A 24,983-nucleotide genomic window follows, 5' to 3' on the forward strand; every position below is an offset into this window, starting at 1 on the left:
CGGATGGCGCGGCCGGTCGGATGGACCGGCCCGCCGGATGGCGCGGCCGGTCGGATGGAGCTGCCCGTCAGACGGAGCGGCGGCGTGAGGCGATGCCGAAGGCGATACCGCCGAGTCCGACGACGATGCCGGCGATGCCGAGGACGCGCGCGGTGGTGTCGGAGCCGTGGTCGGCGGAGGCTCCGTCGTGGCCGTGGCCGGCTTCCTTGCCGGCGCCCTTCTCGGTGTTCTTCGCCTCGTCGCTCTTGGCGCCGGCGTGGTGGTCGTCGCCCTTCGCGGCGGTCAGCTTGAGCACCGGGGCCGGGGTCTGGGGTTCCGCGGCGCCTTCCTTGGGCTCCTCGATCCAGCGGACGACCTCGTTGTTGTCGTAGGTCTGGATCGCCTTGAAGACCATCTGGTCGCCGGTCTCGGGGAGCTTGCCGACGGAGACCGGGAACTGCTGGAACATCCCCGGGCCGATCTTGCCGCCGGACCATGTCACTTTGGTGACCACCTCGTTGACCTGCTTGCCGTGCACGGTCAAGGGCTTGTCGAGCTTCGTCTTCTCGACGTTCACGGTCCAGCCGGGGACGTCCTGCGGCATGACGGAGGTGAGGGGCTGGTCGACCGGGAAGTTGACCTCGAGCTGTGTGGTCGAGGCGTTGTCGCGCTCGTTGGGGACCTTGAAGTTGAGCGTCGCATACCCGCCCTTGGCGGCTTCCCCGACCGGCTGCACGCCGACGTGCGCGAAGGCGGTGCCGGAGAGGACGAGGACGGAGCCGGCGGCGAGGGCGGCGGCGAGGGAGACGCGAGAGGTCTTCATGGCAGAAACACTCCACGGAAGCAGTGGTGGCTGTGGCTCCGCGCACGGGCGCGCGCGGAGTACGCGGCACCGGGGTTCCTGCTGGGTGTCCCGGGAAGGCGGGTGCCGCGTCAGGCTGCGAGGGCGAACGCCGCGGGCGGCCCGCGGCGGATCACCATGTGCTGGAGTGCTTCGCGGCCCGTGGAGGCGGCGGGGTCGGTCCTGGTCGGGCGCCCGGTCCGGGGGGTGCGCACGGACGCGCCGAGTCCGGCGCCGAGGGCGCGCACGATGGCGATTGCGGCGCGCAGCGGACGCATCGGGGCTGCCTCGGCGGTGAGCCGGGATAGCTCGACGAGCCGGAAGAGCGCGGCGTCGCCGCGGCCGATAAGCCAGCCTGCGACGAGGGCGGCCAGCAGGTGCCCGAGCAGCATGGCCGGGCTGAACAGGCCGGTCTCGGGCACGGTGGTGACAGCCTGGGCGACGTGCCCGCCGTGCCCCTGCTCCGCGGCCTGCTCGGCCAGGGCGACCGGGTCCAGGCCGGCGGATTCCAGGATCCGACGGGCGTCGGCCGGGCTCAGGGGCACGGAGTTGCCCCCGCACACCAGCCGCGCGGCGAGTTCCGCGAGCGAGCCGTCGGAGGCGCTGCCGGGTGTCTGGGCGGCCGCGGTGGTGTGCTGGCCAAGGCCGAACAGCGCGTGCAGCGACAGCTGTCCGGCGGTGAGCCCGGCGGCGAGACCGGGCAGCGTCCGGCGGCGTCCCGCGAGCGGGGCCGCGATGGCGAAGACGGCGAGGAAGCCGACGCACAGGGACCACCAGGGCACAGTGGCGCATGACGCCAGCGCGTGCCCGGCCGCGGACAGCACGACACAGACCGCGGTGAACACCGCGGCCCGGATCAGCCGGAGGCCGGCTCCGGCGTGCGTCACGTGGGGGGCAGACATGGCCGGGACATCATCGCACTGCGCGGATGTCCTCCATACGGCAGGTCCGGAAGGTCCCCATGAGTCCCCTCTGCGCCGGCGGTTTCGACAGAGTCGTCCCCGCCACCGAGGCGGTACGGAGCGCCCGCCGCCGCATACACCGCTCTGCCGCGGAGCTGCATCCGCCGGACGTGTGCAACGAGGTCCCGGACGGCCCAAGGGCGCTTACGGCCCCTCGCGGGCGGCAATAGGTAACCGTATGAGCATCTGGTGGTCTCTCCACTTGAGGCGCGAAGCCGCGAGCGTGTCGCTCGCCAGGCGGCTGCTGCTGGGGACGATGGAGACCGCGGGGGTGGACCCGGACATCTCCTTCGATCTCTCGGTGGCGCTGAGCGAAGCCTGTGCGAACGCGGTGGAGCACGGCGGGGGCGGCGACGTTCCGGACGGTGTCGAGGCGTACCACGTCACGGCCTATCTGGACGGGGACTGCTGCCGCATCGAGGTGACCGATTCCGGGCCGGGATTCCCGCCCGCCACGGTGGCCCGCCGCAGACCCGCCCTGGCCGAGCACGGTCGGGGCCTGCACCTGATCGCCGAGCTATCCGACCACGTGCGGTTCCGCAACCGGCCGGGTCGGGGCGCCGTGGTGAGCTTCGACAAGATGCTGAAGTGGCGTGACGACGCGGTGCTGAAGGCGTCGTAGTACGCCGGTGGGCGGGACCCCGTCCTGGATCCCGCCCACCGGCACGCTTCGGCGCGGACGTCGGTCCTGTCGACCTCGGTCCGGTCGGCGTCAGCCCTTCAGGCGCGCCATCCAGGCCTCGACCTCGGTCGAGGTGCGGGGCAGCCCGGCCGACAGGTTCCGGTTGCCGTCCTCGGTGACGAGGATGTCGTCCTCGATCCGGACGCCGATGCCGCGGTACTCCTCGGGCACGGTCAGGTCGTCGGCCTGGAAGTAGAGACCCGGCTCGACGGTGAGGCACATGCCCGGCTCCAGCGTCCCGTCCACGTACGCCTCGGTGCGCGCGGCGGCGCAGTCGTGGACGTCCATGCCGAGCATGTGGCCGGTGCCGTGCAAGGTCCAGCGGCGCTGGAGGCCGAGCTCCAGAACACGCTCGACGGGGCCCTCGAGCAGGCCCCATTCGACGAGCTTCTCGGCCAGCACGTGCTGGGAGGCGTCGTGGAAGTCGCGGAACTTCGCGCCCGGCTTCACCGCGGCGATGCCGGCTTCCTGGGACTCGTAGACCGCGTCGTAGATCTTGCGCTGGATGTCGGTGTACCTGCCGTTGATCGGCAGCGTGCGCGTGACGTCGGCGGTGTAGAGGGAGTGCGTCTCCACACCGGCGTCGAGCAGCAGCAGGTCCCCGGAGCGGACGGCCCCGTCGTTGCGCACCCAGTGCAGGGTGCAGGCGTGCGCGCCGGCGGCGCAGATCGAGCCGTAGCCGACGTCGTTGCCCTCGACGCGGGCGCGCAGGAAGAAGGTGCCCTCGATGTAGCGCTCGGACGTGGCCTCGGCCTTGTCGAGGACCTTCACGACGTCCTCGAAACCGCGGACGGTGGAGTCGACGGCCTTCTGCAGCTCGCCGATCTCGAACTCGTCCTTCACGGCGCGGGCCTCGGAGAGGTAGACGCGCAGCTCCTCGTCGCGCTCCTTGGTCACCTTGTCGGTGAGGGCGGACTCGATCACCGCGTCGTGGCCGCGCACGGCGCGGACGGGGCCCTCGGCCTCGGTGAGGGCCGCGGCGAGCTCGCGCACGTCCTGGGCGGGGATGCCCAGCAGCTGCTCGGCCTCCGTGAGGGAGTGGCGGCGGCCGACCCACAGCTCGCCCTGGCCGGACAGCCAGAACTCGCCGTTCTCACGGTCGGAGCGCGGCAGGAGGTAGATGGTCGCGGTGTGCCCGGTCGCGCCGGTCGGCTCCAGGACGAGAACGCCGTTCTCGGTCTGGTCGCCGGTGAGGTAGGCGTACTCGGTCGAGGCGCGGAAGGGGTACTCGGTGTCGTTCGAGCGGGTCTTCAGACGGCCCGCGGGAACGACGAGGCGCTCTCCCGGGAAGCGCTCGGACAGCGCGGCGCGCCGGGCGGCGGTGTGCGCGGCCTGCGCGATCGGCTCCAGTCCGTGCAGCTCGGTGTCGGCCCAGCCGGTGCGCATGCTCTCGGCGAGTTCGTCGCTGACGCCCGGGTACAGACCGTTCTTGCGCTGCTTGTGCGTCTTCTTGGGCTGCTCTTCTTCCGGGGTCTCCGGGGTGAGCTCGTCAGCCACGTCTTCTCCTCAGCTACGACGGTACGGACCTGGGTGTGGACCTCGTCCATCGTATGCGTGTACGGGGAAAACGTGGTTCGGATCGTGCGGGTTGTCGCGGTCCGGGACCCACGGCGGATCACTCGAAGCGGGCTGCGAGCAGCACGATGTCCTCGGGGGCGTCGGTCGGCCGCCCGTCGGGCAGCACGGTCCGCAGGATGTGGTCGCACAGAGCCGCCGGGTCCTCCCGGGCGGCGCGGGGCACCCCTGCCGCCGCCGCGTGCAGCCGCGCGTAGGCCCGGTCCATGGGGTCGCCGGTGTGGCGCAGCAGCCCGTCGGTGTAGAGAAGCACCGTTTCTCCCGGGGCGGGTTCGATCTCCATGCTCGGTGCTTCCCAGCAGGACAGCATGCCCAGGGGAGCGGAGAGCGAGGTCTCCACGTACTCGGTGCGGTGCTCGCCGATGACGAGCGGCGGGGCGTGCCCGGCACCCGCCAGAATGATCTTGCTGCCCTGGCCGTCGGTCTGCGGGCCTCCGGCGGGCTCGCAGTAGGCGAAGAGCGTGGTGGCCGATCGGGCGGGTTCGGTCAGTCGCAGCAGCAGTTCCAGGTCGGACAGGACGGCCACGGGGTCCTCGCCCTCCATGACGGCGTAGGCCCGCAGCGACGCGCGCAGGCGCCCCATGGCGGCGACGGCGCTCGGGCCGGATCCGGTGACGGAGCCCACGGCCAGTCCGAGGGCGCCCTCGGGCAGCGGCAGCGCGTCGTACCAGTCGCCCCCGCCGAGCGGTCCCGTGTGGTGGCGGGCCGCGAGCTGCACCCCGGGGATCCGGGGGAGCCTGCTGGGCAGCAGTTCCTCCGCGACGGTGGCCAGGCGGGTGCGGGATCGTTCCACCTCCAGCATCCGGGCCAGGTGCTCGGCGGCATGCCGCACGTACAGACCGGCCAGGTCGCGCTGGCGGTCGTTCGGCTCTGCCTGCTCGTCGTAGAGCCATACGGCGGCGCCGAGCCGGCCGGTGGCCTCGGCGGCCAGCGGGAGCGCGTAGCTGGCGGCGTAGCCGAGGCGAGCGGCGACCTCCCGGTGACGGGGGTCCACGGGGGAGGCGAATCCGCCGGTGCCGGGGGGCGGGTCCGATTCGGGGAGGACTTCGGAGCCGCCCTGGGCGTCGGGCAGGCCGTCGAGGATCCGCCCGTAGCAGGTCGCGCTGCGCGGCACGGTCTCGATGTGGCCCAGTTCGGCGTGGCCGAGTCCCAGGCCGATGGTGGCGGTGGGGCCGAGCCCGTCGGAGGGCTCCAGGACGATCAGGCCGCGGCGGGCGCCGACGAGTGCGGCTCCGGCGCGCAGGAACTCGTGGAGGGAGGCGTCGAGGTCGCCGGCGCGGGTCAGGCGCTCGGTGAGCTCGTGCAGGGTGGTGAGGTCCGAGACCATGCCCGCCAGCCGGTCCTGGATGAGGCTGCCGGGTGCGGTCGGAGGAGCCGGTGCGGGGGTGGGTAGGGCTGGCGCGGGCGCCGCAGTGTGCGGTGACGCGGTGACTGCTGGATCGATTCCAGCCACTTTCGGCAGATGCGGGGCGCTCATGGCGTCCGCCTTTCCACCTGGTGCGATTCGCTGAATAGCATCGCAAACCCCCAGACCGTGCTGCGCCGCCATCAAGGAATCCACATCTACACGCACACATGGATGCATGTCCAGCATTGCCCAGGTGGGAATCCTGGTGTCCATGAGGCGGCAACTCACTGTCGGGCCAAGGCTAGAACTTGGCCGGAAAAAGCTGGAAGCAGTAGGTTTTTAAGGTCGACTGGACGAGCTGCGCAGGGGGGTCGGGTACGTACTCGGTGGTGGCCGAGGTCAGTTGGCGTACCGGGAACCGCTCGGTCGCGGTCTGTCGTCCTAAGCGGCGGCAGCCGGTCTCGGCAGTCGGCGCGGGTCGCGCTCCACCCCCGCCGGACGTTTGACGGACCCGTAAGAAACTGCACGGACCGCGTGAACCTGCCCCTGGCGGACAGTGACGCGAAACCTGTACGTGTGGTGAGTCACCGGTTACATGGTGTGATGTGGCCCTCGGCGTTCAACGGAAAGGAACGAGCGCTCATGCGCGAGATCCTCGGAAGGCGTCTCCAGCGGCTCCGCGATCGCTTTCAGTCCCTACGCCCCGACCGGGGGCGCAGCGGTGGCACTTCCGCTCCACTCGAGGCGGCGCTCACGTGTGCCACCGCATGGCAGTGGCCCGTTCTGCCCGGCGTCGGCCGGTCCGGTACGGACGGCACGCGCTGCGCCTGCCCCGACCCCGACTGCGTCGTCCCCGGCGCCCATCCCTTCGACCCGGGTCTGCTCGCCGCCTCCACCGACCCGCGCATGGTGTCCTGGTGGTGGACCAACCGGCCCACCGCACCCGTCCTGATGGCAACCGGCGGAACCGCCCCGTGCGCCGTGAGTCTGCCGGCCGGCGCGGCCGCGCGGGCCCTCGTGCGACTGGAGGCGCAGGGCCTGAGGCTCGGACCGGTCGTCGCCACGCCCACCCGCTGGGCGCTGCTCGTGGCGCCGTACTCGCTGGAGCGGCTCGGGGAACTCCTTTACGCGAAGGACCGCGTTCCGTCCTCGCTGCGGTTCCACGGCGAGGGCGGCTACCTGCTCCTGCCGCCGTCCACCGCGTCCACTGGCGGACGGGTGCGCTGGGAGCGCGAGCCCCGTGCGCTGCCGCAGGGTGCGGCCGGTCCCGAGTCCCCCGGCGCGCGGCCGTCGCAGGCCGCGGGGGCGCAGCTCTGGCTGCCCGACGTCGAGGCGGTCGTGGACGCGCTGGTCGAGGCGAGCAGCAGTGCACCCGGCGGCGGCAGCCGGCTCGCGTACTGACCTGCGAGGTCCCGCGAGATCACTCGTACGGGTGTCAGCGGGGCGAGTTTCCAAGGGAATTGGGCGCGGGCATCTCCGCGCCCCTTTCCCGCGTCGCTATCTTCGGCGAATGAATCTCCGCCTGATCGGTATCGGCGCCGGTGTGCTGATCATCTTGTCGCTCCCGCTCGCCGGCGCGATCGCCGGGCCTGATTTTGCCGGTCAGGACGACGGAAAGGGCGGCGGCCTGTTCAAGACCCTCGGCCTTTCGGACCCCGCTCGTACCTCTCCCACGCCGACCGGGCGCGCGGCGGAGCCGGCCGCGGCCGCACAGCGCGGCCCCGCGGAGCAGCCCCGCACCGATTCCCGCTGCGGGCCCGAACTGTCCTCGCCCCACGGCGTCGAGGCGCAGACGTGCGTGCTGGTGGCCGAAGGCCAGACATGGGGCAGGAGTTACTACAGGAATACGAGTGGCCGCGCGCTGCATGCCGTGCTGACGGTGATGGCGCCTGCCGGGCGTACGGTGCAGATCCGCTGTTCGGTCGGCGCCGGTGATGAACCCGGTCTGTGCGAGACGCCGAAAGAGGACTCGTCCGGAGGTCCGGAGAGTTACTCGGCCGTTGCGGAGTTTGCAGTTCCGGATGATGAAGGGCAGCTGCTCTTGCGGTCCGGGAGCAACTCACCGGCGCCAGGTGACGGTTGAGCACCGCCGTAAATGGAAGGGCCCGGTCGCTGGCGACGGGGGATGCACCAGCGACCGGGCTACAAGAACGGTAACAAGAGATCGCCTGTTCGCAAATTCGATCTCTGATATTCAGACACCGATTTGCAGACGATTAGCGGGAGTTGTGACTCCGGTCACCGACTCCACGCGGACCCGCGACGTCAGCTGAGGGTCACCTGGCGGTTGGTGAGGCCGCCGCGTGCCCGGCGCTCCTCCGTGGTCAGCGGAGCATCCGCGGCCAGCGCCTTGGCCAGCCGCTCCGCGAACTCCGCCGCCGGCTTCTCGACGTCGTCGGCCGTTACTCCGGTCGGCAGGTCCCATACCGGGACCATCAGACCGTGGGCGCGGAAGGAGCCGACGAGCTTCGTCCCTTCGCCGAGCGAGGACGTGCCGGCCGCGTGCAGCCGCGCGAGGGCGTCGAGCAGCTTCTCCTCGGGGTGCGGCATGACCCAGCGCAGGTGGTTCTTGTCCGGGGTCTCGCACCAGTAGGCGGCGTCGACGCCGGTCAGCTTGACCGTGGGGATGGCGGCCGCGTTGGCGCGCTCCAGCGAGGCGGCGATCTCCGGGGACGCGTTCTGGCCGCCCTCGGATTCCGGAATCCAGAATTCGAAGCCGCTGTGCACAACCGGCTCGAAACCGCCGTCGGTGTCCAGGAGATCCTGAAGTCGGGGACCCTCGGCGGGCACCCGGCGGGCGGCGACCGGAGTTCCCGGCTCCGCGACAAGTGCGCGCTCCAGGGTGTCGGCCATGTCGCGGCTCAGGTCCCCGGTGGTCGTCTCGTTCTGCAGGCCGAGCAGCACGGACCCGTCCTCACGGCGCAGCGCCGGCCAGGCCATGGGCAGTACGGTCACCAGCGTGACGGAGGGGACGCCCTCGGGCAGGCCGCCCTTCAGCGACAGCGGGACGGTGGCGGCGGGCACGAGCTCGCGCAGCGCGACCCAGTCGCACTCGCCCGGCAGACCCTCGAAGGGCCGCTGGACGTGCTCGGTGACGGCGTGCGCGGCGGCTGCTCCGTGGCAGGCCTTGTAGCGGCGCCCGGATCCGCAGGGGCAGGGCTCGCGGGCGCCCACGACGGGGATCTCACCGTTGTTGAGCTGCGGCTTTGCGGACTTGGCTGCGGGGCGCTTCTTGGCCATCGTGCGTGTCTCCCGGTTGCGGCGGTACGGCGTCGTGTCTGGGCGCGAGCCTAGCCGTTCGTACCGCCGGAACCGGTGGGGTGCGGCCGGGAGCACGGTCGGCGTGCGCTCCCGGACGGCCGCCTGTACGGATGACCGGTACTGCTGTGCTGATGTTGAGCTGTTGTGCGGTCAGGGATCCCCGTTCCAGGGCGCCTGGCTCCCGGGTTCCACGGGGTCAGGCATCGAGATCGTCGAACGCCGTGCTGAAGTCGATCGCCGGGGGCGCAACGCGCGTAGCGAAATCCTCGTGCCGGGGCCCACAGGCGACGACCACCCAGACGGTGACCTCACCCGCCGCTCCATCCCGGACACCCCAATCCTGGGCAAGGGCGCTGATGATGTTCAGCCCCCGGCCGCCGCGTGCGGTGACCGAGGGCGTGGAAGGAACAGGCCGGGTGGGCCCACCCCCGTCCGTGACCTCGACCGTCAGCCGCCCCGCTCTGTCAATGCGCCATGCGGCGCGAATCTCCCCGTCCCCGACTTCCCGTGCGCCCAGCGGCCTGCCGTGTCGGCACGCGTTGCTGAGCAGTTCGGAAAGGATCAGTACGGCATCGTCCACGACTGATTCGGCCACCCCGCTGATACGCAATTGTTCGCGCATCCGGTGCCTGGCCTCACCCACGCCCGCAGGACCATGGCGTACGTCCATGCACGACGACGTGGGCACTTCTTGTGCCACCACCAACGCCACCCCCGGAACCTCCTTAGCCCCACGCATGGTCTGGATGCCCCCTTGGCCTGGACCGGAAACCGCCGAAGCGGGCCGCTCTGACGCATTCGCGCCGGGTGAATGCGGAGCGGATGCGCCGGGGCACACCCTGTGACGGAGGGGGTGGTGGTGGCCGGTGCGCAAACCGGGATGTCAGCGCCCCAGTTGGGACAGAACTTGACGGGGCCTGTTCGTGATGATCGCTTCCACACCCAGATCAGCGCAGAGCTGAACGTCTTCTGGTTCGTTCACTGTCCATACGTGAACGGAATGGCCCGCGCCCTGGAGCTTGCGGATGAAGCCGGGATGATTGCGGACGATCCGCATCCCGGGGCCGGCGATCGCCGCCCCGGCCGGCAGTCGCCCGTCGCGCATCCGGGGCGAGATGAACTGCATCAGGTACACGGTGGGGACCGTCGGCGCGGCAGCCCGGACCCGGTGCAGGGAGCGCGCGGAGAAACTCATGACCCTGACCGGGTGCGGACCCTCGGCCGGCGGGGCGTCCAGGCCGAAGCGCTTGAGGAGGAAGAGGAGGCGCTCCTCCACCTGTCCGGCCCAACGGGTCGGGTGCTTCGTCTCGATCGCGAGCTGGACGGGCCGCCCCGTGTCCGCGACCAGCTCCAGGAGGCGCTCCAGGGTGAGGACCGAGGTGCGCTCCGGGTCGGCGTCCCAGTCGGGGGACTCCTCGCGGTCCTTCCACGAGCCGAAGTCGAGGGCGGCGAGATCGGCCAGCTCCAGGGCGGAGACGGCGCCGCGGCCGTTCGAGGTGCGGTTCACCCGACGGTCGTGGACCAGGACCAGGTGGCCGTCGGCGGTGAGCCGGACATCGCATTCGAGGGCGTCTGCGCCGTCCTCGATGGCCTTGCGGTAGGCGGCGAGGGTGTGCTCGGGGGCATCCTCCGAGGCGCCGCGGTGGGCGACGACCTGGATGGTGCGCGGCATTGCGTGGGTCACCGGGTCATGGTGCCACCGCAAGCCCTCTGGGGGTCGGGGTACCGCCCTGCGAGTGCATCCGAATTGCCGGACATAAAGAATGGGGGGAGATGCACAGGTCCGGCTTACAGTGCTCTGACGGGGCATGGGAAAGGCTTTGCCCTGGAACTTGTACGGCATGTCGAACGTTCAGCCGGATCGATATCGCCGGATTTCTGCAGCTGTGTGTGACGAGGAGAGAGAGCTGTGAGCACCGAGAACGAGGGCACCGCGGCCCCCACACCCCCCGCGGCCCCGTCTGTGACCCCTGCTCAGGGCTCCGAGACGGCGCAGGCGGCCTCCGCGCCCGCCCCGCGGCCGGACCACGCCCCCGAGGAGGCCGCTCCGGCCGTCCCGCCTACTCCGCCTGCGGCACCCGTCTCTGCCTCGGCGCCCGCCGTCGGTGAGCCGGTGACCCAGCAGCTTCCGCCGACGCCCGGGCCGGGAGCCGAGCCGACCCAGCAGATCCCGCCCGCCCCCCAGGCGCAGGCTCCCGGCTACGGCCCGCCCCCGGCGTCGGCCGCGCACGCAGCCGAGGGCTGGCCGCCCCCGCCGCCCACCGTGCCGGCGTACGGCGCCGGCGGTGCGGGCGGCGGCCCGGTCTGGGGCGCTCCCCCGGCCGCCGACGGCTTCCCCGCGGCGCCCAAGGCGAAGGGCAAGGGTGGCATGATCGCGGCCGTGCTCGTGGCGGCCCTCCTCGCGGGCGGCATCGGCGGCAGCGTCGGCTACTGGGCCGCCGAGCGCAGCGACAACGGCAGCGGCTCGACCACCATCAGCGCGACCAACACTCCTAAGGACCTCAAGCGCGAGGCCGGCTCGATCGCCGGGCTCGCCGCGGGCGCACTGCCCAGCGTGGTCACCATCGAGGCCTCGGCCGGGGACGGCGAGGGCGGTACCGGCACCGGGTTCGTCTACGACCAGCAGGGCCACATCCTCACCAACAACCACGTGGTGGCCTCCGCCGCGAACGGCGGCAAGCTCTTCGCGACCTTCTCCGACGGCAAGCGGTACGACGCCGAGGTGATCGGCCGCGCCCAGGGCTACGACGTCGCCGTGCTGAAACTGAAGAACCCGCCGGCCGGCCTCAAGCCGCTGGCGCTCGGCGACTCCGACAAGGTCGCGGTCGGCGATGCCACGATTGCGATCGGTGCCCCGTTCGGCCTGTCCAACACGGTCACCACCGGCATCGTCAGCGCCAAGAACCGCCCGGTCGCCTCCGGTGACGGCACCGGCAGCAAGAACTCGTACATGAGTGCGCTCCAGACGGACGCCTCGATCAACCCCGGCAACTCCGGCGGTCCGCTGCTCGACGGCCGCGGCGCGGTCATCGGCATCAATTCCGCGATCCAGTCGGCGGGCAACGGCGGCTTCGGTGGGGGTCAGGCCGGCTCGATCGGCCTCGGCTTCGCCATTCCGATCAATCAGGCCAAGAACGTGGCCGAGTCGCTGATCAAGACGGGCAAGCCGGTCTATCCGGTGATCTCGGTATCGGTGGATCTCCAGGCCAAGACCGAAGGCGCGAAGATCTCCGAGCAGGGCGCGGCCGCCAACGAGCTCGTCGACCCCAACGGTCCGGCCGGCAAGGCGGGCCTCAAGCCGGGCGACATCATCACCGATTTCGGCGGCAAGCCGGTCGACAGCGGCCCGACCCTGATCAGCATGATCTGGACCTACAAGCCCGGCGACACGGTGAAGCTGACCTATCTGCGCGACGGCAAGCCGACCACCGTCGACATCACGCTCGGCTCCAGGATCGGCGACAAGTAGCACCCCACCGGCCACGGCAGTGGCGCGCTGACGAGGGGCCGTGGGCGGGATTCCGCCCACGGCCCCTCCAACGTCCGCTTATGCTTCGGTCGTGTTCGATTCTCGGCACATACGGACGTTCCACACGGTGGTCGCCTCCGGTTCGTACTCGGCGGCCGCGCGCGTGCTGGGATACACCCAGCCCGCCATCACCCAGCAGATGAAGGCGCTCGAACGCGCCGTAGGAACCCCGCTGTTCACCCGCGTGGGCCGCAAGATGCAGCTCACCGAGGCCGGGGAGTCGCTCTCCCGGCACGCCGAGACCATCCTCGGCAACCTCTGCGCCGCCGAGGCCCAGCTGAGGGCGTACGCGCGCCTGCGCACCGGCCGGGTCAGACTGTGCGGCTTCCCCAGCGCCAACGTCACCCTCGTCCCGGAAGCCTTGAGCGGCCTGGCCAAGGACTACCCGGGTATCCAGGTGGAACTGTTGGAGGGAGAGCCCCCTGAGTCGCTGCGGCGGCTGGAGCGCGGCGAATGCGACATCACCTTGGCCTTCACCTATCCCGGCCTGCACGAGGAGGTGCCGGAGGACGTCACCGAGGTCAGGCTGCTGGAGGACCAGCTGACGGTGCTCCTCCCGACCGGGCATCCGCTGGCCCGGCGCCGCGCCGTGCACCTGGCCGATCTCGCGGAGGAACGGTGGATCGCGGGCTGTCCGCGCTGCCGGGCGAACCTGCTGCACGAGTGCGCGGAGCTGGGCTTCGTGCCCGACATCCGATTCGCCACCGACGACAATCTGGTGGTGCAGAGCCTGGTGGCCCAGGGCCTGGGCGTGGCGATGATGCCAGCGCTGGTCCTGCCCTCGCTCTCGCTGAGCCGGGTCTGCGGACGTGCGCTCCAACCTGCTGCCCGGCGGCACATCGCCGCGTACGTCCACCGCGACCATCTTCGGATCCCGGCGACGGCCGTGGTGCTCAACGCATTGAAGCGAGTGGCCGCCAACCGGGTCGGCTGTTGACCAACCCATAAGCACTGCTTGGGATTTCACGTCACAACTGTCGTTGGACGCGCGGGAAGGGCGCCCGCACGCTGCCCGTATGACCACCACCACACCGGCCCGTACCACCACGAGGATGGCCGCCCTCGTCAGTGAGATCCGCACGGTCGTGGAGCGGGGACTGGCTCCCGACCTCACCGCCCACCTCGTGGGCGAAAGGCTCGCCCCGTACCTGGGGGCCCCCGACCTGCTGACGCCGACGCAGCAGGAGGGCGCCGCCGAGCGCTACCGGCAGCACATCCTGCACGCGGAGTCCGATGGAAGCTTCTCCGTGGTGGCGCTGGTGTGGCTGCCGGGGCAGGAGACCTGCATCCACGACCACGTGTCCTGGTGCGTGGCGGGTGTGCACCAGGGCGAGGAGAGCGAACGCCGCTTCCGCCTCGCACCCGGTGCCGGACCCGCCCGTCTGGTGGCGACGGAGGACGTGGTCAATACCCAGGGGGAGGTCTGCGGATTTGCTCCGCCCGGCGACATCCACAAGGTGCGCAACTCCTGTTCCAGCAAAGCCATATCGCTGCATGTGTACGGCGCCGACGTGTCCCGGCTGGGGACCAGCATCCGTCGCGTCTACAAGCTTCCGGTCGACTGATGGCCCTCCTCCATCGCCCGCAGAGCACCGCGGTTCGGCATGTTTCACGTGAAACATCCACCCCCTGGCCCGGGTTGGCGATGGCGGTGGGCGGGGCCCTGGTCGCATGGTGCGTCCACCGCCTCATACCGGCCGTACCGATGCTGACCGCCTCGGTGGTTCTGGGGATTGCGGTGGCGCACCTCCCCGGACCGCGGACCTTCGTCCGTGGGGCCGGACGTGCGGGCCTCTCCCTGGCCGGTCGGCGGCTCATGCGGATCGGCATCGTCCTGCTGGGCCTCGGCCTGGGGCTCGACCAGGTGCTTCGGCTCGGCTGGACCACGGTGGCCATGGTGGTCGGGGTGGTCGCGGCGACATTCTTCGGCACCCTCTGGCTGGGACGTCGGCTGGGCCTCCCGGGCGACCAGCCGCTGCTGATCGCCACGGGGTACTCGATCTGCGGGGCTTCGGCGATCGGCGCGGTGAGCCAGGTCTCGGGCAGCGACGAGGAGGACGTGGCGGCCTCGGTGGCACTCGTCACCTTGTGCGGGACGCTCGCCATCGCCGTACTCCCCCTCCTTCAGGACCCGTTGATGCTCTCCGACCCGGCCTTCGGGCGGTGGGTCGGCGCCGGTGTCCACGACGTCGGCCAGGTGGTAGCGACCGCGCAGACCGCCGGTCCGGACGCTCTGGGCGAGGCGGTGCTGGTCAAGCTGATGCGGGTGGCCCTGCTCGCTCCGCTGGTGGCGGCGGTGGCCTTCGCCGTACGGGCCCGGCGGCGCGGGGTGCGCACCTCCTCGGGCCGGCGTCCGGCCCCGGTGCCGCTGTTCGTCGCGGGGTTCCTGGCCGCAGCCGCGCTGCGCGCCACCGGTCTGCTGCCCGACGTAGCGCTCGCATGGGCGCACACCGTGCAGGAGGGACTGTTGGCGGCGGCCCTGTTCGGCCTGGGGAGCGCCGTCCATCTGCCGACGCTGGCCCGGACCGGAGGGCGCGCGGCGACGCTGGGACTGGGCGCGTGGGTGGTCGTCGCCGGGGTCTCGTACGCGGGGGTGATGCTCACCGTATGACGCTGCAACGGCTGGGAGTTGGCCATTTCCTGGCCGGAACCGACCGAACGTTCCTACTGCCCGCTGACATTGACGCGAGCCCGTGCCACTCTGCCCCGGCAAGCCGCACCGCGTACGGCGCACCACGCACAGCCGATCCGCACCGACCGCTCTTCACCCCCACCCTGCCCGGCTCCGACCGGTCCGGGCACGGCAGAAGGAGTCATGCGTGAATCGTCATCGCACGGCCTTGTCCGTCCTGCTCTCGGCAGGCGCCCTGGTCGCGGGCGTCCTGACGGCGGCCACCCCCTCGATCGCCGCGGACGCCCCGGCGTCCTTCCGTCCGCAGCACACCCAGGGCTTCTGGACCGCCGAGCGGATGCGGGCCGCCACGCCGCTCGACGTGACGGCGGTCCCCGGCGCTGCCCGTACCACGGTGGCCGGCTCCGCCACCCCCACCGCCATCGCCCCGACGGCCGCCGCGTCTGCTGCGGCGCCGTTGGCGTTCCCGCAGGCAGGCGGGGCCTGGACCGGCGGCGGCGCCGTCGTGAAGACATCGGGCCGGGTCTTCTTCACGATGGGCGGCCGCACCGCCTCCTGCTCCGGCAACTCGATCACGAGCGCCAACGGCAGCACGGTCATGACCGCCGGCCACTGCGTGAAGTACCAGGGCGCCTGGCACACGAACTGGGTCTTCGTACCCGCTTACAACAACGGGTCGGCGCCCTACGGTCAGTGGTCGGCCACCAAGACCTTCGCCACCGACCAGTGGGCGGCGAGCGAGGACATGAACATGGACGTCGGCCTCGCCGTCGTCGCCCCGCTGAACGGCCAGACCCTCAGCCAGGCCGTCGGCGCGCAGGGGGTTCTCTTCAACGGGGGCTACAACAAGAAGATGTACTCCTTCGGCTTCCCCGCGGCGGCCCCGTACGACGGAACGAAGTTGGTCTACTGCAGCGGCAACAGCGGCAAGGACTTCCTGTTGACCAAGGACCACAGCCTGGGCTGCAACATGACCGGCGGCTCCAGCGGTGGCCCCTGGTTCCAGGACTTCAACGAGGCCACCGGCCTCGGCACCCAGGTTTCGGTGAACAGCTTCGGCTACACCTTCCTGCCGAACCGCACGTACGGCCCGTACCTCGGCAACGAGGCCAAGGCGGCCTACGACAAGGCACAGGCCTCCTGACCCGACAGTCGCCCCGCCACCCCCACCTGGCCGGTACTCTGTACCGGCCAGGTGGGTTGCCCGAGCGGCCTAAGGGAACGGTCTTGAAAACCGTCGTGGCGCGAGTCACCGTGGGTTCAAATCCCACACCCACCGCTTGCAGGTCAGAGAAGTAGCAGGTCAGAGGGCGGGTACCCGATCAGGGTGCCCGCCCTCTCTGCTCATCCTGTCTCACCTTGATGCACCCGTATCCCGCTGTTGACCAGCGCGTATGGGCCATCTGTGGGCCAGGATCATGGCGCTAGACCTGCGCACTCATGGCGTCGTGCCGCCGAGCCACGTAGCGGAACAGGGCCCAGATGGCCGCGGCGTTGACCAGGGCGCCGACCAAGACCGAGGCGTAGAAGCCGAAGCCGTCCAACATGTCGAGCTTGGGGTCCACGGACGTGTCCGGTACCCAGTCTGCGGGGAGCGGGTCCGACTCCGAGGGGTAGTCCGTGGGCAGCTTCGTGGGCGGCTCGGAGCCGTACTGCGGATGGGGATCCATGGGCGTGTCCGAGTCCAGGGCGTCCGGTGCGGGTACGAAGAGCGTCAGCAGCACGAGGCTGACCGGCGCCGTGGCCAGGATCGGCCAGGCTCCGAAGATCCCGATGTCCCCCATCCAGCTGCCGACCGCGACGTAGACCAGCATCGCGACCACCAGGGCTAGGTACGCGCCGGGCACCCACATCTCAGCCTTCGACCAGCGCCGCACCATGACGTTCCCCGTTCCGTTCCGCTTCGTTCGACCTGCACCCAGTCTCGAAGCTGCCGGGGACCGCCACCTGAGTACGCCTACTCATCCTGCTCGGCCCTGCGTACCTGGTCAGAGCTATGCACGGCAAGCACGCCATGGACACCGCGCAACGTATCCCGCCATGTCCGGCACACAGCGCCGGAGGATTCCGCGACTAGCCGCCGTTGAGGCCCCGCTCGATCAGTTCGTTCGCCCGCGACTGCTGGCCCCTGAGGATCTTGGCGTAGAACCGGAACAGGACCGTCAGGCTGTGCCCGGCTCGGCGGGCCACTTCCACCGGGTCGACCCCCAAGTTGATCCACGGGACACCCCGGCATGTCTGAGCGAGTACGGCACGTCGGCCAGCGGGGAGTCTGCCTCCTCCGGAGACAGGGCCGTCAGCCTGGCGGTGTCCCAGAGTTCGCAGTACTCCGTGGACCGCACGCGGCCGCCTCGGGCTGCACGGAACAGCCGGCCATCAGCGGCCACCCCGAACTGCTCGATGTGCTCCCGCAGCATCGTGGTGAGGACCGGCGGGATTGGCACCGATCGGGTCGCTCGTCGGGCGCGGTGCTTCAGGCCGCGCTGGTCGAAGGACTGCCCGTCATCAGTCCACCCGGAGCCGACCTCGGGGCGGCTACCGCCGAGAACGAGTTCGCCCCATCCCGTCTCCGGCAGCCGGCAATCGGACCTGTGCAGCGCGGCGATCTCGGAAGGCCTCATCGCCGCGTAGTACAGGCAGCCGAAGAACCCGGCCATCTGCTCCCCACGTGTGCCGAGTTGTCGTACCGCCGCGATCAGCTCGGCCGCCTGCTGTGGATTCGGGACGTAGCGGAAGTCGACCTCGTCGTCCTTGGCCGGCGCGCTCCAATCGACGAGGCCAAGCGGGCTGGCGGGCAGAATCCCGCGCTCCACGGAGTACCGCAACGCGTTGCTGAGGACCATGCGCTTGCGGCTCACCGTATTGTCGGCGGCGGCCTTCCCGTCGAGCCTCTTGGAGAGGGCGTCCAAGGCCGCACGCAGCCGCTCAGGCCGACCGGCCTCGGTCACCTTGATCGTGTTGCCAGCGATCCAGGCGAGGGCCACAGCGCTGTCCTCCGGCGGCTTCTCGACCTCATGGCGAGAGCGCAGGGTTCCATCCTCGGCAAGGACGGCGCGGAAGGCCCAGGCGTAGAGGGACTGCCGCAGCACGGCAGATTTGGGCATGCCGCGTGTGCTGGAGGTGAAGGCCGGCGTCATCGGCTCCATCACCCGCCCCCAGCACGCTGTACCCCCCGCCCACTGTCGGATTCATGTGCTCCGGGGCGCGCGCTCCCTGTAGGGGTGAGACGTGCGGTGCGATTTTCGGCTTGCGGGCCTGCTGCCGGTGTGCCGAGGCGGTGGGCCAGGCACCGCCTGGGTCCAGGCGGCTTCGGTAGCCAGGTTCACCAGGGGCCCCGAGGTGGGCTGAAAAGTCGGATTGATCCTTCTGGGTGGTGTTTGTCGGAAGATCGGCGCGCGTGATGGGTGCAGTGCGGTTGCCCCCACATCATGACGAATGTATTCAGATCCGCCCGTCGGTACATCGCGAATCGAGGCACTCAGCCATGGCTCACCGCAACATCCTCACGTCGATCTGGACCTCGGTCCTGGCCGCCCTCGTGGCCGTCCTCTCCTCCCTCGGCTTCGGCGGCAAGGTGGCGCCGACAGCCGCCGCCCCCGCCGCCGGTGGCGCGACTGCGGCCACTGTCGATGCCTCCCCGGTGCGCCGGCCGGCCGCCACGGCTCCGCGAAGCTGGCGGGAGATGATGCGGGGCGGTTCGCTGCCGCCGACCCTGAAGCAGCGCATCCGGGCCGAGGCGCACGGCAAGACTCCCGGTGTCCGCCGCTCGACCACCGCCGCCGCCATGGGCGCCGCCGCCCCGGCCGCCGCCGCTCGCGTCCTGACACCTTCCGCGGTGCCTGCCCCCCGCGCCCCCCGCGACGGACGCACCGCACGCACCACCCGCGAGGCGCTGGCGCTCGCCGCGTAGCCCGGCACGGGCACGCAGGACGGAGCCGGACCGCAGGACGGAGCCGGACCGCAGGACGGAGCCGGACCGCAGGACGGAGCCGGACCGCAGGACGGAGCCGGACCGCAGGACGAAGCAGGTACGCAGGCAGTAGGCAAGCAGGCGCTGGAGCCCGGTCGGCCGTGACCGCGGATCGCGCTGTGTGGTGCCCCGGCAGCGGGGCACGGATGGATCACCCCGGCGGGCGCCGGGGTGTGTGCAGGGGGCGTTGAGCTCGGCAATTGCAGGGCCGCAGGCCCGGGAGACGGTGGGGTTCCCGGACGGCGCGGCCCTTTTCGGCATGTCCGGAAGTGATGGTCCGGGGGAACGCCGCATGTCGCCTGTGCGACACGGGGGCAGCCGGTTCGGGAGTGCTACCCCGGGCCCCCGGGGCGTAAATATGGTTTATCCATTGTTTGTCATGTTTGTAAGTGAATGGGGAATTACGGGGCGTTTCGCCGGGGATTCGGTGGGCAACTCCGGCACGCGACGTCGTCAGCCAGAACAACAGCGTGCAGGTCAAACGGCTTGGCCCTCGCCGCGATCAATCAGCAACTCGAGCGTGGGGGTCAACCTCCATCCCCGGCGGTACTGGCGGCATCGGTCGTTCCGAACCCTGAGGGTGCCTGTGCGACCGGACCGGCGGGGCTCCGGTAGCGCAGGCTCCCGCGCGCATGGCCCGCTCCCTTCCCGACCTTGACACCACAGGTAAATCTGACGGACAGTCAGTTACCTCGATGATGTGGACGCCGGGAGGCCTGCGCCGTGCACCTCGCCCCGACCGAACACCAGTTGCGGCTCCGTGCCGAACTGCGCACGTACTTCAAGGAACTGTTGCGCGACGGGGTCCCCGAGGACCCGGCCGACCAGCGCGGACTGCTGCGCCGCATCGGCGCCGACGGACTGCTCGGCCTCGGCTGGCCGGTCGAGTACGGCGGGCAGGGCCGCGGTGCGGACGAGCAGTTCGTCTTCTTCGACGAGGCCTACCGGGCCGGCGCCCCCGTTTCCATGGTCACGCTGAACACCGTCGGCCCGACCCTGATGAAGTACGGGACCGAGGAACAGAAGGACTACTTCCTCCCCCGGATCCTCCAGGGCGAGATCGTCTTCGCCATCGGCTACTCCGAGCCCGAGTCCGGCACCGACCTCGCCTCACTGCGCACCCGGGCGGTCCGCGACGGAGCCGACTGGCTGATCGACGGGCAGAAGATCTTCACCTCCAACGCCCAGAACGCGGACTGGATCTGGCTCGCCTGCCGCACCGACCCCGGTGCCCCGAAGCACGAGGGCATCTCGATCATCCTCGTGCCCACCAGTGAGCCCGGCTTCTCGTGGACCCCGATCAGCACCGTCGGCGGGCTCACGACCACGGCGACGTACTACGACTCCGTCCGTGTGCCGGTCGGCAACCTCGTCGGTCCCGAACACGGCGGCTGGGGGCTGATCACCAACCAGCTCAACCACGAGCGCGTGGCCCTCGCCGCCATCGGCATGCAGGCCGAGGACTTCTTCGAACTCGCCCTCCGGCACGCCCGCACCCCCGACCCGGCCACCGGAGTGCGGCCCGCCGACCTTCCCTGGGTACGGTCCCGCCTCGCCGAGGCCCACGCCCGGCTGTCCGCCGTACGCCTCCTCAACTGGCGCCTCGTCCAGGACGTGGGCAGCGGCAGCCTGGCGCCCGGCGACGCCAGCGGCGTGAAGTTCCTCGGCACCGAGTCGGCCATCGAGGTGTACCGGATGTGCCAGGAGGTGGTGGGCGAGGAGGCGCTCGTACGGGGGCCCGCGGCCTTCGCGGGCGGCGAGCTCGAGCGGATGAACCGGGCCGCGCAGATCAACACCTTCGGCGGCGGGGTGAGCGAGGTCCAGCGGGAGATCGTCGCCATGATGCGGCTCGGCATGAAGGGGAGGAAGCGATGACGGCGGACGCAACCGGCACGGCCGAAGAGGCGGCCCGGTTCCACGCGCTGCTGGCCGCCTTCGAGGGAGCCCCGGCGGCCACCGCAGGCCGGGGCAAGGACGCGGTCAACGAGCCGATGATCCGCCACTGGTGCGAGGCGATGGGCGACGCCAACCCCGCCTACACCGGGCCGGACTCCGTCGCTCCCCCCACCATGCTCCAGGCCTGGACCATGGGCGGGCTCTCCGGACACTCCGACCGCTCTACCGCCTACGACGAGCTCTTCGCGCTCCTCGACGGCGCCGGTTTCACCTCCGTGGTCGCCACCGACTGCGAGCAGGAGTACCTCCGCCCGCTGCGCCCCGGCGACACGATCACCTTCGACGCCGTCATCGAGTCCGTGTCGCCGCGCAAGACGACCAAGCTGGGCACCGGCCACTTCGTGACGACCCGCATGGACGTCCGGGCGGGCGGGGAGCCCGCCGGTACCCACCGCTTCCGGATCCTGAAGTACGCACCCGCCGACCGGCCGGCGAAGGAGGCCCCGCCTCGGGCGCAGGCCGCTGCGCAGCGCCCCCGCCCCGTGGTCAACCGCGACAACCAGGGCTTCTGGGACGGGGTCCGGGAGCACCGGTTGCTGATCCAGCGCTGTACCTCCTGCGCGACCCTCCGCTTCCCATGGCTCCCGGGCTGCAACACCTGTGCGAGCCCCCGCTGGGACACGGTCGAGGCCTCCGGCGCAGGCACCGTGTTCAGCTACGTCGTCATGCACCACCCGCCGTTCCCGGCCTTCGACCCGCCCTACGCGGTGGCGCTCGTCGAGCTTGCCGAAGGGGTCCGCATGATCAGCAACATCACCGGTGTCCCGCACGACAAGGTGCGCATCGGCCTCCCCGTCCAACTGGAGTTCCTGCGCGTCGACGACGACCTCGAACTGCCCGTCTTCCGCGGGAGCGAGGGCTGATGGACTTCCACCCCACCGAGGACCAGGCCGCCGCAGCCGGTCTCGCCGCCCGGATCTTCTCCGACCTCGCCACTCACGAACGCCTCGCCGCCGCCGGTACGGGCAGCGACGCCGAACTATGGAAGGCCCTCACCGCTGCCGGACTGACGGCGGCAGTCGAGGAGATCGGCCTCCTCGGCCTGGTCCTGCTGCTGGAAGAACAGGGCCGCACCACAGCCCAGGTCCCCTACGCCGCCACCTGCGTATACGGGATCCTCCCCCTGGTCGCCCACGGCAGCCCGGAGCAGCGCGCCCGACTGCTGCCCGTGCTCGGCAGCGGGGACGCGGTGGCCACGGGGGCCTTCCCGGACCGCGGCCGGATCACCGCCGAGGGCGGGCGGCTCATCGGGACCGCCCCCACCGTCCCCTGGCTGCGCGACGCCACGCACGTGCTGGTCCCCGACGCCGAGCGGGCACTGTGGCTCGTACGGACCGACGCGCCCGGGGTGCGGACATCCCCCGTCGAGACCACCGCCCCCTGGTCTGCGGGCCGACTGGTCCTGAGCGGTGCCGACGCCGAACGCATGGGTTCCGACGGCGCCTACGAGCACACTCTCACCGCCGCGCGCACCGCCTTCGCCGGGCTCCAGGCGGGCGTCTGCGCGGGCTCGCTCGCCCGGGCAGCGGAGTACACCTCCACCCGGGAGCAGTTCGGCCGACCGCTTTCGACCAACCAGGGCGTCATGCTGCGTGCGGCAGACGCGTACATGGACACCGAGGCGATCCGGGTGACCACGTACGAAGCGGCCTGGCGCATCGACCAGGGGCTCGCGGCCCACGAGCACGCGCTGACGGCTGCCTGGTGGGCCTCCGAGGCGGGCAAACGCGTCGTCCACGCGGGCCAGCACCTGCACGGCGGAATGGGCGCCGACCTGGACCATCCCGTCCACCGGCACTTCCTGTGGGGGCGGCAGCTGGACGCGTACCTGGGCTGCGGCAGCGAGCTGCTGGCCGAGCTGGGAGCTTCGATAGCCGAGGGAGAACAGGTATGAACGTCGGCGACGCGCTGCCGCCGCTGGAGATCGCGGTCACCCGCACCTTGATCGTCGCGGGCGCGCTCGCCTCCCGCGACTACCAGGACGTGCACCACGACCCGGTGCTCGCGCGGGAGAAGGGCTCCCCGGACATCTTCATGAACATTTTGACCACCAACGGTCTGGTCGGCCGCTACGTCACCGACCACCTCGGGCCGCGATCCGTGCTGCGCAAGGTGGCCATCCGCCTCGGCGCCCCGAACTACCCGGGGGACACGATGACCCTCACGGGCACCGTCACGGCCGTGCTCGGCAACACGGTCGAGATCCGGGTCGTCGGAGCCAACGGCATCGGCCACCACGTGACGGGGACGGTCACCGCGGAGGTGGCAGCATGAGCGTCCGTACCCGCGACCAGCTCGGCGGTCGGGCCGCCATCGCCGGCATCGGTGCCACCGAGTTCTCCAAGGACTCCGGTCGCAGCGAGCTCAAGCTCGCCGTCGAAGCCGTCCACGCGGCCCTCGACGACGCAGGGCTCACCCCCGCCGACGTCGACGGCATGGTCACCTTCTCGATGGACACCAGCCCCGAGATCACCGTCGCCCAGGCGGCGGGTATCGGAGAGCTGTCCTTCTTCTCCCGCATCCACTACGGCGGCGGTGCCGCCTGCGCCACCGTCCAGCAGGCTGCCCTCGCCGTTGCCACCGGGGTCGCGGAGGTCGTCGTCTGCTATCGCGCGTTCAACGAGCGCTCCGGACGGCGTTTCGGGTCCGGTGTCCAGCAGCGCGAGCCCTCGGCGGAGGGGGTGGCGCTGGGCTGGTCGCTGCCCTGGGGACTGCTGACACCCGCCTCCTGGGTGGCCATGGCCGCCCAGCGGTACCTGCACACCTACAACCTCACCCCCGACGCCTTCGGGCATGTCGCGGTCACCGACCGCCGGCACGCCGCGAACAACCCGGCCGCCTACTTCCACGGCAAACCGATCACCCTCGCCGACCACGCCGCCTCCCGCTGGATCGTCGAGCCGCTGAGACTGCTCGACTGCTGCCAGGAGACCGACGGCGGCCAGGCCCTCGTCGTCACCACGGCCGAACGAGCCCGCGCCCTGCGGCACCCACCCGCAGTGATCACTGCGGCGGCGCAGGGCGCCGGACGCCGCCAGGAAGGCATGACCTCCTTCTACCGCGACGACCTGACCGGGCTGCCGGAGATGGACGTGGTCGCCCGCCAGCTGTGGCGTACCAGCGGGTTGCGGCCATCGGACATCGACGTCGGCATCCTCTACGACCACTTCACGCCCTTCGTGCTGATGCAGCTGGAGGAGTTCGGCTTCTGCGAGCCGGGTGAGGCCGCCGACTTCGTGGCCGCGGACGGCCTGCCGCTCAACACCCACGGCGGCCAGCTCGGAGAGGCGTACCTGCACGGCATGAACGGCATCGCCGAGGCCGTTCGCCAGCTGCGCGGCACCTCTGTCAATCAGGTGTCGGGAGCCTCGCACGTGCTTGTCACGGCCGGCACCGGGGTCCCGACGTCCGGACTGATCCTCGGCGCCGACGCCTGAGACCCTGGTCCCTGACGGGCCCCGCCCCCTCCACCTTCAGGGGGTGGGGGCAGCCCTACTCCTACAACCTGAGATGGATCCCCCATCGGCACCTGCGGGCGATTCCAGCGATGACGGGCGCTCCTAGCGTGGAGACATGACCCCGCCTGTGTGCACGCTCGCCTCGACCCCGACGCCGTACCCGTCGTTCTCGGCGTACGTCCGTACCCGCGGCACGGTCCTGATGCGCACCGCGCGCTCCCTCACCGCCAACCCGTGCGACGCGGAGGACCTGCTCCAGACAGCCCTCGCGAAGACCTACGTCGCCTGGGACCGCATCGAGGACCACCGCGCCCTGGACGGCTACGTCCGGCGGACCCTCGTCAATACGCGGACCTCCCAGTGGCGCAAGCGCAGGGTCGACGAGCTCGTATGCGACGAACTCCCGGAGACCGAGGGACCCCCCTCCTCCGACCCGGCCGAGGCCCAGGCGCTGCGCGACGCGATGTGGCGTGCGGTGACCCGACTGCCCGACCGTCAGCGGGCCATGGTCGTCCTGCGCTACTACGAGGACTTGAGCGAGGTGCAGACCGCCGAGCTGCTGGGAGTCTCGGTCGGCACGGTCAAGAGCGCCGTCTCCCGCGCGTTGGGCAAGCTCCGTGAGGACCCGGAGCTCACCCCGGTTCGCTGAGGCGGGCGGTGTTTCACGTGAAACCAAAGGATGTTTCACGTGAAACACGAAGCGGTTTCTACCCTCGGGTAGTGACAGACCGACCGGTACGTGCGCAGAATCGGCAGCATCCGTAGCCGCCGCAGCGCCGCAGCGCTCACC

At 70.9% G+C, this 24,983-nt stretch carries 23 protein-coding genes, 1 tRNA gene and 1 pseudogene; 16 read left to right on the forward strand and 9 right to left on the reverse strand.

The features are described 5' to 3' along the window. Positions 1–67 precede the first annotated feature (67 nt). Together ACZ6JS_RS12385 and ACZ6JS_RS12390 are read right to left on the reverse strand one after the other, a co-directional pair. Positions 68–802, reverse strand: coding sequence for a YcnI family copper-binding membrane protein (locus ACZ6JS_RS12385; protein ID WP_469297567.1), 735 nt, complete (start codon positions 800–802; stop codon positions 68–70). A 110-nt stretch (positions 803–912) separates the two neighbouring features. After that, entirely contained in the window at positions 913–1,722 is an 810-nt protein-coding gene (locus tag ACZ6JS_RS12390; RefSeq protein ID WP_469297568.1) for a hypothetical protein, read from the reverse strand. Positions 1,723–1,960: 238 nt separating this feature from the next. Between ACZ6JS_RS12390 and ACZ6JS_RS12395 the strand changes: the two genes are divergently transcribed. Further along, positions 1,961–2,404 carry an ATP-binding protein gene (locus tag ACZ6JS_RS12395; protein ID WP_469297569.1) on the forward strand — a complete coding sequence of 148 codons (444 nt, stop codon included), beginning with the start codon at positions 1,961–1,963 and terminating at the stop codon, positions 2,402–2,404. Between the two features lie 90 nt (positions 2,405–2,494). Here ACZ6JS_RS12395 and ACZ6JS_RS12400 read toward each other — a convergent pair whose 3' ends face one another. Beyond that, positions 2,495–3,961 (reverse strand): aminopeptidase P family protein, encoded by a 1,467-nt coding sequence (locus tag ACZ6JS_RS12400; protein ID WP_469297570.1) that lies wholly within the window; start codon positions 3,959–3,961, stop codon positions 2,495–2,497. Between the two features lie 118 nt (positions 3,962–4,079). Next, positions 4,080–5,633 carry a PP2C family protein-serine/threonine phosphatase gene (locus tag ACZ6JS_RS12405; protein WP_469297669.1) on the reverse strand — a complete coding sequence of 518 codons (1,554 nt, stop codon included), beginning with the start codon at positions 5,631–5,633 and terminating at the stop codon, positions 4,080–4,082. A gap of 396 nt (positions 5,634–6,029) precedes the next feature. Here ACZ6JS_RS12405 and ACZ6JS_RS12410 point away from each other — a divergent pair, with 396 nt between their 5' ends. Together ACZ6JS_RS12410 and ACZ6JS_RS12415 are read left to right on the forward strand one after the other, a co-directional pair. Continuing rightward, on the forward strand, positions 6,030–6,788 hold the full coding sequence (locus ACZ6JS_RS12410) for a bifunctional DNA primase/polymerase (RefSeq protein ID WP_469297571.1): 759 nt from the start codon (positions 6,030–6,032) through the stop codon (positions 6,786–6,788). A gap of 109 nt (positions 6,789–6,897) precedes the next feature. Beyond that, complete coding sequence (locus tag ACZ6JS_RS12415; protein ID WP_469297572.1) at positions 6,898–7,470, forward strand: hypothetical protein; 573 nt, start codon at positions 6,898–6,900, stop codon at positions 7,468–7,470. Positions 7,471–7,652: 182 nt separating this feature from the next. Here the strand turns inward: ACZ6JS_RS12415 and ACZ6JS_RS12420 are convergent, their stop codons facing one another. The 3 genes and pseudogenes from ACZ6JS_RS12420 to ACZ6JS_RS12430 all read right to left on the reverse strand — a co-directional run bounded on the left by ACZ6JS_RS12420 (position 7,653) and on the right by ACZ6JS_RS12430 (position 10,320). Continuing rightward, the gene (locus ACZ6JS_RS12420; protein WP_469297573.1) at positions 7,653–8,627 is read right to left on the reverse strand and encodes a DUF5926 family protein; all 975 of its coding nucleotides are present in this window, start codon (positions 8,625–8,627) and stop codon (positions 7,653–7,655) included. 217 nt (positions 8,628–8,844) lie between these two features. After that, positions 8,845–9,446, reverse strand: a pseudogene (locus ACZ6JS_RS12425) (ATP-binding protein). 85 nt (positions 9,447–9,531) lie between these two features. After that, complete coding sequence (locus ACZ6JS_RS12430) at positions 9,532–10,320, reverse strand: glycerophosphodiester phosphodiesterase (RefSeq protein ID WP_469297670.1); 789 nt, start codon at positions 10,318–10,320, stop codon at positions 9,532–9,534. Positions 10,321–10,557: 237 nt separating this feature from the next. On the opposite strand from ACZ6JS_RS12430, the gene ACZ6JS_RS12435 reads away from it, so the two are divergent. The 6 genes from ACZ6JS_RS12435 to ACZ6JS_RS12460 all read left to right on the forward strand — a co-directional run bounded on the left by ACZ6JS_RS12435 (position 10,558) and on the right by ACZ6JS_RS12460 (position 16,088). Next, on the forward strand, positions 10,558–12,117 hold the full coding sequence (locus tag ACZ6JS_RS12435; protein ID WP_469297574.1) for a S1C family serine protease: 1,560 nt from the start codon (positions 10,558–10,560) through the stop codon (positions 12,115–12,117). A 91-nt stretch (positions 12,118–12,208) separates the two neighbouring features. Next, the gene (locus ACZ6JS_RS12440) at positions 12,209–13,114 is read left to right on the forward strand and encodes a LysR family transcriptional regulator (RefSeq protein ID WP_469297575.1); all 906 of its coding nucleotides are present in this window, start codon (positions 12,209–12,211) and stop codon (positions 13,112–13,114) included. Between the two features lie 79 nt (positions 13,115–13,193). Continuing rightward, complete coding sequence (locus ACZ6JS_RS12445) at positions 13,194–13,742, forward strand: cysteine dioxygenase family protein (RefSeq protein WP_469297576.1); 549 nt, start codon at positions 13,194–13,196, stop codon at positions 13,740–13,742. Further along, positions 13,742–14,788: a YeiH family protein gene (locus tag ACZ6JS_RS12450; protein ID WP_469297577.1), complete on the forward strand. Its 1,047-nt coding sequence runs from the start codon at positions 13,742–13,744 to the stop codon at positions 14,786–14,788. Before ACZ6JS_RS12445 ends, ACZ6JS_RS12450 begins: the two co-directional genes overlap by 1 nt. Positions 14,789–14,996: 208 nt before the next feature. Further along, positions 14,997–15,953: a trypsin-like serine peptidase gene (locus ACZ6JS_RS12455; protein ID WP_469297578.1), complete on the forward strand. Its 957-nt coding sequence runs from the start codon at positions 14,997–14,999 to the stop codon at positions 15,951–15,953. Between the two features lie 50 nt (positions 15,954–16,003). Continuing rightward, positions 16,004–16,088, forward strand: a tRNA-Ser gene (locus ACZ6JS_RS12460). Between the two features lie 145 nt (positions 16,089–16,233). Here ACZ6JS_RS12460 and ACZ6JS_RS12465 read toward each other — a convergent pair. Then, entirely contained in the window at positions 16,234–16,689 is a 456-nt protein-coding gene (locus ACZ6JS_RS12465; protein WP_469297579.1) for an SCO4225 family membrane protein, read from the reverse strand. Between the two features lie 282 nt (positions 16,690–16,971). Further along, complete coding sequence (locus ACZ6JS_RS12470; protein WP_469297580.1) at positions 16,972–17,946, reverse strand: hypothetical protein; 975 nt, start codon at positions 17,944–17,946, stop codon at positions 16,972–16,974. Positions 17,947–18,293: 347 nt separating this feature from the next. Between ACZ6JS_RS12470 and ACZ6JS_RS12475 the strand changes: the two genes are divergently transcribed. The 7 genes from ACZ6JS_RS12475 (at position 18,294) to ACZ6JS_RS12505 (ending at position 24,842) form a co-directional block, all read left to right on the forward strand. Beyond that, a complete protein-coding gene (locus tag ACZ6JS_RS12475) occupies positions 18,294–18,719 on the forward strand; it encodes a DUF6344 domain-containing protein (protein ID WP_469297581.1) in 426 nt (141 codons plus the stop codon). 783 nt (positions 18,720–19,502) lie between these two features. Next, entirely contained in the window at positions 19,503–20,654 is a 1,152-nt protein-coding gene (locus ACZ6JS_RS12480) for an acyl-CoA dehydrogenase family protein (protein WP_469297582.1), read from the forward strand. After that, complete coding sequence (locus tag ACZ6JS_RS12485; RefSeq protein ID WP_469297583.1) at positions 20,651–21,598, forward strand: bifunctional MaoC family dehydratase N-terminal/OB-fold nucleic acid binding domain-containing protein; 948 nt, start codon at positions 20,651–20,653, stop codon at positions 21,596–21,598. Before ACZ6JS_RS12480 ends, ACZ6JS_RS12485 begins: the two co-directional genes overlap by 4 nt. Beyond that, the gene (locus tag ACZ6JS_RS12490; RefSeq protein ID WP_469297584.1) at positions 21,598–22,629 is read left to right on the forward strand and encodes an acyl-CoA dehydrogenase family protein; all 1,032 of its coding nucleotides are present in this window, start codon (positions 21,598–21,600) and stop codon (positions 22,627–22,629) included. Before ACZ6JS_RS12485 ends, ACZ6JS_RS12490 begins: the two co-directional genes overlap by 1 nt. Next, positions 22,626–23,009: a MaoC family dehydratase gene (locus ACZ6JS_RS12495; protein ID WP_469297585.1), complete on the forward strand. Its 384-nt coding sequence runs from the start codon at positions 22,626–22,628 to the stop codon at positions 23,007–23,009. The genes ACZ6JS_RS12490 and ACZ6JS_RS12495 overlap by 4 nt, the downstream gene beginning before the upstream one ends. Next, positions 23,006–24,172: a lipid-transfer protein gene (locus tag ACZ6JS_RS12500; protein ID WP_469297586.1), complete on the forward strand. Its 1,167-nt coding sequence runs from the start codon at positions 23,006–23,008 to the stop codon at positions 24,170–24,172. The genes ACZ6JS_RS12495 and ACZ6JS_RS12500 overlap by 4 nt, the downstream gene beginning before the upstream one ends. A 136-nt stretch (positions 24,173–24,308) precedes the next feature. Further along, on the forward strand, positions 24,309–24,842 hold the full coding sequence (locus ACZ6JS_RS12505) for a SigE family RNA polymerase sigma factor (protein WP_469297587.1): 534 nt from the start codon (positions 24,309–24,311) through the stop codon (positions 24,840–24,842). Positions 24,843–24,983: the final 141 nt, after the last annotated feature.

This window comes from Streptomyces sp. NPDC046349, from assembly GCF_055587885.1.